Source organism: Pseudomonas emilianonis (assembly GCF_023072625.1).
Classification (GTDB): Bacteria; Pseudomonadota; Gammaproteobacteria; order Pseudomonadales; family Pseudomonadaceae; genus Aquipseudomonas; species Aquipseudomonas paraveronii.
Genome location: NZ_JAKNRV010000087.1, coordinates 9,131 through 17,125, shown reverse-complemented (window position 1 = coordinate 17,125; position 7,995 = coordinate 9,131). Strand labels below are relative to the sequence as shown.

Below are 7,995 nucleotides of genomic sequence, written 5' to 3'. Positions count from 1 at the left end.
GCCGGTGCCGACCCGACCCAAGACCTCGAAGCCACCGCTGCTGGCCAGACTGCCACTGGCGCAGACGGCGTCGCGGGCGGCGGCCACAGCTTTGTCGTGCTGGAAGCCACCGCAGGCACGGTTGACCCTACTATCGGTTATCCGACTAACGGCTTGAATGCCGGCGATGCCGCGGCCAATCAGTTCACCGCCGCTACCAATAATGGCGTCGACCCACTCAACGTCACCATTACCCTGACCGCCACGCCGAGCATCACCGAAGCCGGTGGCGTCGTGGTTTACACCGCGTTCATCACCCAGGCGCCGACCAGTGACCTGACCGTCACCTTGTCCAACGGCCTGTCCGTCGTGATTCTCGCCGGCCAGACCTCGGGCGCGCTGAACGTCACGTTCGCGGGCAATGACACGCCTTACCTGGATGCCTCGTCGATCTCCGCCACCATCGCCGGTACGTCCGGCGGCGGCAACCTGATCATTACTACGGACCCGGCGCCGGCGGTTACGCAGATCAATGACACCATCGACACCACCACCGTCACGCTGAGCGCGAACGCGTCGGTCGATGAGGGTGGCCAGATCGTCTATACCGCGACCGTGAACAACGCCGCGCAAACCGACGTCACCATCACGCTGTCCAACAACACCACCATCACCATCGAAGCCGGTAAAACCACGGGCACCGTCAGCGTCGATACGCCGGCGAACCTGGCCGACGGCAAAGACCTGAGCATCAGCGCCACCATCACCGCTGCGAGCGGCGGTAACTACGAAAACCTGGCGATCAATCCGGAAGCCGCGACTACTACAGTGGTCGCTGTCGACAATCCGAGCGTGCTGGTCGCGGACACCAACACCGTTGTCGAGGATCAGGCTGCCACTGGCAACGTGCTGAGCAATGACAGCGACATCGACAACGTGCTGAGCGTCGCGACGTTTACTGTCGACGGCAATACGTATGCCGCAGGCAAAGTCGCCTTTATCGAAGGTGTCGGCTCCATCACCATCGGTAAGGATGGCGCGTATACGTTTACCCCGGTCAAGGATTACAACGGTGAAGTGCCGCAGATCGGCTACACCACCAATACCGGTTCGAGCAGCACGCTGGACGTGACGGTGACGCCGGTTAACGATGCGCCGGTGGCCGCGGTCGTTGAAGCTGGCGGGGCTGAAGATTCGGCCCAGGGCATTGCGGTCAAACTGAGTGCGACCGATGTGGATGGCCTGGCCAACGTGAAATCGTTCACCGTCGGCACGCCGACTAACGGCACGTTCTACACCGACGCGGCCATGACCAAGCCGGTGACGGGCGCTATTGATGCCACCAATGGCGAAGCCACGGTGTACTTCAAGCCAAATGCGAACTTCAACGGCACCGCGGACTTCACCTACACCGCGACCGACAGCGGTAATGCTGACGGCAGCAATCCGCTGACTTCTGCTCCGGCTAACGGCACCATCACCGTGACTGCGGTCAACGATGCGCCGGTGGCTGAAGTCACTACCGCGACCGGTGCTGAAGACCCAAGCGTAGGCATCGCGGTCAAGCTGAGCGCCACCGACGTAGATGGCCTGGCAGACGTGAAATCCTTCACCGTCGGCACGCCAACCAACGGCACCTTCTACACCGACGCGGCGATGACCAAACCGGTGACCGGCGCTATTGACGCAGTCGACGGCGAAGCCACCGTTTACTTCAAGCCAAACGCGGACTTCAACGGCACCGCGAACTTCACTTACACCGCCACCGACGGCGGTATTACTGACAATGGCAGCCCGCTGACGTCGGCTCCCGCCAACGGCACCATCACCGTGACTGCGGTCAACGACGCGCCGGTGGCTGAAGTCACTACCGCGACCGGTGCTGAAGACCCAAGCGTAGGGATCGCGGTCAAGCTGAGCGCCACCGACGTAGATGGCCTGGCAGACGTGAAATCCTTCACCGTCGGCACGCCAACCAACGGCACCTTCTACACCGACGCGGCGATGACCAAACCGGTGACCGGCGCTATTGACGCAGTCGACGGCGAAGCCACCGTTTACTTCAAGCCAAACGCGGACTTCAACGGCACCGCGAACTTCACTTACACCGCCACCGACGGCGGTATTACTGACAATGGCAGCCCGCTGACGTCGGCTCCCGCCAACGGCACCATCACGGTGACTGCGGTCAACGATGCGCCGGTGGCTGAAGTCACTACCGCGACCGGTGCTGAAGACCCAAGCGTAGGCATCGCGGTCAAGCTGAGCGCCACCGACGTAGATGGCCTGGCGGACGTGAAATCTTTCACCGTTGGCACGCCAACCAACGGCACCTTCTACACCGACGCGGCGATGACCAAACCGGTGACCGGCGCTATTGACGCAGTCGACGGCGAAGCTACCGTTTACTTCAAGCCAAACGCGGACTTCAACGGCACCGCGAACTTCACTTACACCGCCACCGACGGCGGTATTACTGACAACGGCAGCCCGCTGACGTCGGCTCCCGCCAACGGCACCATCACCGTGACTGCGGTCAACGACGCGCCGGTGGCTGAAGTCACTACCGCGACCGGTGCTGAAGACCCAAGCGTAGGGATCGCGGTCAAGCTGAGCGCCACCGACGTAGATGGCCTGGCGGACGTGAAATCCTTCACCGTCGGCACGCCAACCAACGGCACCTTCTACACCGACGCGGCGATGACCAAACCGGTGACCGGCGCTATTGACGCAGTCGACGGCGAAGCCACCGTTTACTTCAAGCCAAACGCGGACTTCAACGGCACCGCGAACTTCACTTACACCGCCACCGACGGCGGTATTACTGACAACGGCAGCCCGCTGACGTCGGCTCCCGCCAACGGCACTATCACGGTGACTGCGGTTAATGACGCTCCTGTGCTGGGCAACGCTTCGACCAACGCATTCGGCGACACCTATATTGAAGGCAAGCCAGGCGGCTACGTGGCGGCGAACCTGACCGTCAGCGACGTCGACAACAGCACCCTGCAAAGCGCCAAAGTCACACTCGTCAACCACCTGGCAGACGATGTGCTGATCGCAGATGTCAGCAACACCAAAATTGCAGTCAGCTACGACAAAGCCACTGGCATCCTGACCCTGTCTGGTGAGGCCACCACGGCTGAATACCAGGAAGTCCTGCGTTCGGTGCACTTCGCCAGCGAAAGCGAGAACCCGGACCCGGCCAATCGCACCCTGACCATCACCGTCAACGACGGTCAGCTGGATTCGGCACCCGTGACCTCCGTGGTGAACGTGGTTCCGGTGAACGATCCGCCTGAGGTCAAGTTCGACAGCACCACGTTCACTGAACAAAAAGATGCGGTCGCGCTGGTCGAAAACCTGACCATCAAAGACGTCGACAACACCACCTTCAGCAAAGTCGTGGTCACCGTCGACCACCTGGCTTCGGGTGATGTGCTCAGCAATACCGACGTGCTCAAGGCCCTGGCCGTTGCCGGGATCACCATCACCCAGAGCGGCAGCGCCGCTGACGGGAAAATCGTCTACACCCTCACCAGCGACTCGGCGGCCGGCAGCAGCGCCGCCGACTTCGTCAAGGTGGTTGAAGCCATCACCTTCCAGAGCCCGGGCGACCATCCTGTCGGCACCGATCGTACCGTCACCATCGCTGTGACTGACATCGGCGGCGGCAACCTGGATCGCGAGCCACCGGAAACCGGCAGAGCCACCGGCAAGGTCACTATCGACCTGTTCAACGACGCACCGACTGCGTCGGCCGACAACACCCGCGCCGATGAAGACCATACGGCCAAGATCGTTCTGGATGGCAAGGATGTGGACGGTACCGTCTCCAGCTTTGTCATTACCACCTTGCCGGAAAACGGCAAGCTGTACAGCGACGCCACGCTGCAAACTGAACTCAAGGTCGGCGATTCGGTGCCAGCGGGTGCCGACGGCAAGGCCGCGGTTTACTTCGCCCCGACCGGCGACTGGAGCGGCAAAACCGAGCTGACCTTCACTGCGGTCGACAACGGCGTTAAATCGAGCACCGTAACCACCGCCGACATCACGATCGCGCCGGTTACCGACACCCCGCACCTGGGCCTGCTTGGCGGCGGCCCTGTGACCTCGATCAACTTCGACGGCGCCAATCTCAATGGTTCGTGGAACAACATCGCGGTAAATGATGCTAACAACCCGGTCGTCAATGGCACCCCGAGCACTCCGTGGCTCACGGGGAATGCCGACGGCCAAGTCGAAATCGGCCAAAGCAGCATCTACGGCGTAGAGACCCCAGGCAACAGCCAGGTCATCGAGCTTGAGAAAAACGCCGGCGACGACGCCAGCCTGTACACCATCATCAAGGCGGAAGCCGGCACGGCTTACACCATCTCGGTCGACTACTCGCCACGTGCGGGTGCCGAGGACAATTCGGTGATCGACGTATTCTGGGGCGGCGTCAAAGTCGGCACCCTGGACACCACCACCGTTGGCATGAAGACTTACACCTTCGTCGTGCCGGTCACTGCTGACGGCGATGCCAAGCTCGAATTCAAAGCCCCGGCTGGCGATACAAACAACTCGGTGGGCGGCGTGCTGGACAACATCAGCGTCACCCAGGTGCTGAACACCGGCCTGGAAGACCATGCGATCAAGCTGTCGACCATCGACGCATACGCCACCGACAAGGATGGCTCCGAGACGCTCAAGCTGGAAATCAGTGGTGTCCCGGTCAACGCGACCATCACCGATGGCACGCCGGGTCACACCTTCACAGCGACGGCTGGCAATCAAAGCGTCGACATCAGCGACTGGAACAAGGCCACCCTGGTCTTCAACCCGGCGGAAAACGCCAACGGCCTGGTGAACCTGACTGTCACTGCGACTGCGCAGGACGGCAGCGCTGATCCGAAATCCGAGTCGATCACCCTGCCGATCAATGTGATTGCAGTGAATGATGCACCGGAAGCCATGGCCACTACCGCGACCGGTTCCGAAGACCCGGTTCAAGGCATCGAAGTTAAGCTTTCGGCTACTGATATCGATGGCGTGGAGAACGTGAAATCGTTCACCGTCGGCACGCCTACCAATGGCACCTTCTACACCGACGCGGCCATGACCAAACCGGTGACCGGCTCGATTGATGCGGTCAACGGCGAAGCGATCGTTTACTTCAAGCCAAACGCGGACTTCCACGGCACCGCGGACTTCACCTACACCGCGACCGACGGCGGCAACGCTGACGGCAGCAGCCCGCTGACCTCAGCTCCAGCCAACGGCACCATCACCGTGACTGCGGTCAACGACGCGCCGGTGGCTGAAGCCACTAGCGCGACCGGTGCTGAAGACCCAAGCGTAGGCATCGCGGTCAAACTGTCCGCCACCGACGTAGACAGCCCGACGGACGTTAAATCGTTCACCGTCGGCACGCCTACCAACGGCACCTTCTACACCGACGCGGCGATGACCAAACCGGTGACCGGCTCGATTGACGCGGTCAACGGCGAAGCCACGGTTTACTTCAAACCAAACGCGGACTTCCACGGCACTGCGGACTTCACCTACACCGCCACCGACGGCGGCCCGCTGACGTCGGCTCCCGCCAACGGCACCATCACCGTGACTGCGGTCAACGACGCGCCGGTGGCTGAAGCCACTAGCGCGACCGGTGCTGAAGATCCAAGCGTAGGGATTGCGGTCAAACTGTCCGCCACCGACGTAGACAGCCCGACGGACGTGAAATCGTTCACCGTCGGCACGCCGACCAACGGCACCTTCTACACCGACGCGGCCATGACCAAACCGGTGACGGGCGCTATTGACGCAGTCAACGGCGAAGCCACGGTTTACTTCAAACCAAACGCGGACTTCCACGGCACTGCGGACTTCACCTACACCGCGACCGACGGCGGCAACGCTGACGGCAGCAGCCCGCTGACTTCGGCTCCAGCCAACGGCACCATCACCGTGACTGCGGTCAACGACGCGCCGGTGGCTGAAGCCACTAGCGCGACCGGTGCTGAAGACCCAAGCGTAGGCATCGCGGTCAAACTGTCCGCGACCGACGTGGACAGTCCGACGGACGTGAAGTCCTTCACCGTCGGCACGCCAACCAACGGCACGTTCTACACCGACGCCGCCATGACCAAACCGGTGACTGGCTCAATTGACGCGGTCAACGGCGAAGCGACCGTTTACTTCAAACCAAACGCGGACTTCAACGGCACCGCGAACTTCACTTACACCGCCACCGACGGCGGCAACGCTGACGGCAGTAGCCCGCTGACTTCGGCTCCCGCTAACGGCACCATCACCGTGACCCCGGTCAACGACGCGCCGACTGCGAGCAATGGCCACATAGAAAGCAGCGAAGACACCCCAGTCGATCTGAAATGGTCGACGTTCGGGGTCAATGATGTGGATTCCACGAACCTGAAAGTCGTTTTCACCAGCTTGCCCAACGGTGCCATCGAGTACAAAGTCGACGGTGTTTGGGTCCAGCTCAACGCAGCTGATCTGAAAACTGATACGTCGCCGGGCAAGGCTTTCAGCCAGGCCGACTTCGACAATCACAATGTGCGTTACAGCCCAGCGGCCAACGAGTCGGGTGATAGCAGCTTCGGCAACACCGGCGTCGGTAACAAACAGGGCGATTACACCGAACTGAAATTCCAGGCTACCGATGGCCTGCTCAACAGCGGCACTCAAACCATCACCGTGGATATCCACCCGGTGACGGACGTTCCTGTCGTGACGGTCGGCTCGTTCGGTGACGTGCCAACTGGCTTGACCATTCAAACCTGGACCGGCGGGAACCTGCCTGGTGAATTGGGTACGAACGGTAATGGTGTTGTTCAGTCCAGCGATTTGATTCGGGTCATCAACGCCCAAACGCCTGGCAGCGCAGCCTCCACGGGTGTGACCGCAAACGTGAGCAACGGTAATGTGGTGGAATTCACCGCGACCAAAGTCTCTGGCCTGGTTTACCTGGAAGCCGGCAAGAGCTACAGCTTCACCGGCAGCGCCGATGACAGCCTGGCGGTTACCGTCGGCGGCAAGTTGGTGTCGACCGAGACCTGGAGCCAGGGCAGCGGTATCAACGCAACCCCCTTTACGCCGACAGAGTCGGGTTATTACACCCTCGACATCTATCACTACAACCAGAACGGCCCGGGCAACTACGACGTCAATGTCTCGATCAACAGCGGCCCGTCGATGGCGTTGGGTAGCAGCGGCGTGCAGACCTATACCAGCCTGGACGCGTTGAAAGCCGCCGGCGCGGTCTTTAACGATGCTCACGTGGTCAACGGAGAAGGCTATTACACCGGCTACGTTTACAACCACGGCCTGGAAGACAGTGCGATCAAGATCAGCCCGATCACGACCACGTTTGTCGACAATGACCAGTCGGAATCGCACAAGGTAGAAATCAGCGGCCTGCCTGCAGGCGCTGTCATTACCGACGGCGCCACGGGCCACAGCTATACCTCGACGGGTGCGACCACCCAGTACGATGTCAGCAATTGGAACCTGGGTACCTTGACCGTCACTCCGGCCAAGGATGCGACGGCCAATTTCGATCTGACTGTGACGGCAACGGCCAAAGAGTTGAGCACGCAGGTTGAAGAAGTCACGACTGGCAAGGTGAGCGTCGTGATCACTGCGGTCAACGATGCGCCAGTGGCGATCGCCACCACGGCGACCGGTGCTGAAGACCCAAGTGTCGGGATCGCGGTCAAGCTGTCCGCCACCGATGTCGATGGTCTGGCCAACGTCAAGTCGTTCAACGTCGGGGCGTCGAGCAATGGCACCTTCTACACCGATGCGGCCATGACCAAACTGGTGACCGGCGCCATTAACGCGGTCAACGGCGAAGCCACGGTTTACTTCAAACCGAACACGAACTTCAACGGCACGGCGAACTTCACCTACACCGCCACCGACAGCGGCAACGCTGACGGCAGCAACGTACTGACCTCGCCAGCGGCCAACGGCAGCATCACCGTGACTGCGGTCAACGATGCGCCGGTG

General features: G+C 61.3%; 1 protein-coding gene. It reads left to right on the top strand.

Going from position 1 to position 7,995, the window contains the following annotated elements; translation table 11 throughout:
• A partial coding sequence (locus L9Z73_RS11770) for a beta strand repeat-containing protein (protein ID WP_247400473.1) occupies nucleotides 1-7,995 on the top strand: 7,995 nt, incomplete at both ends.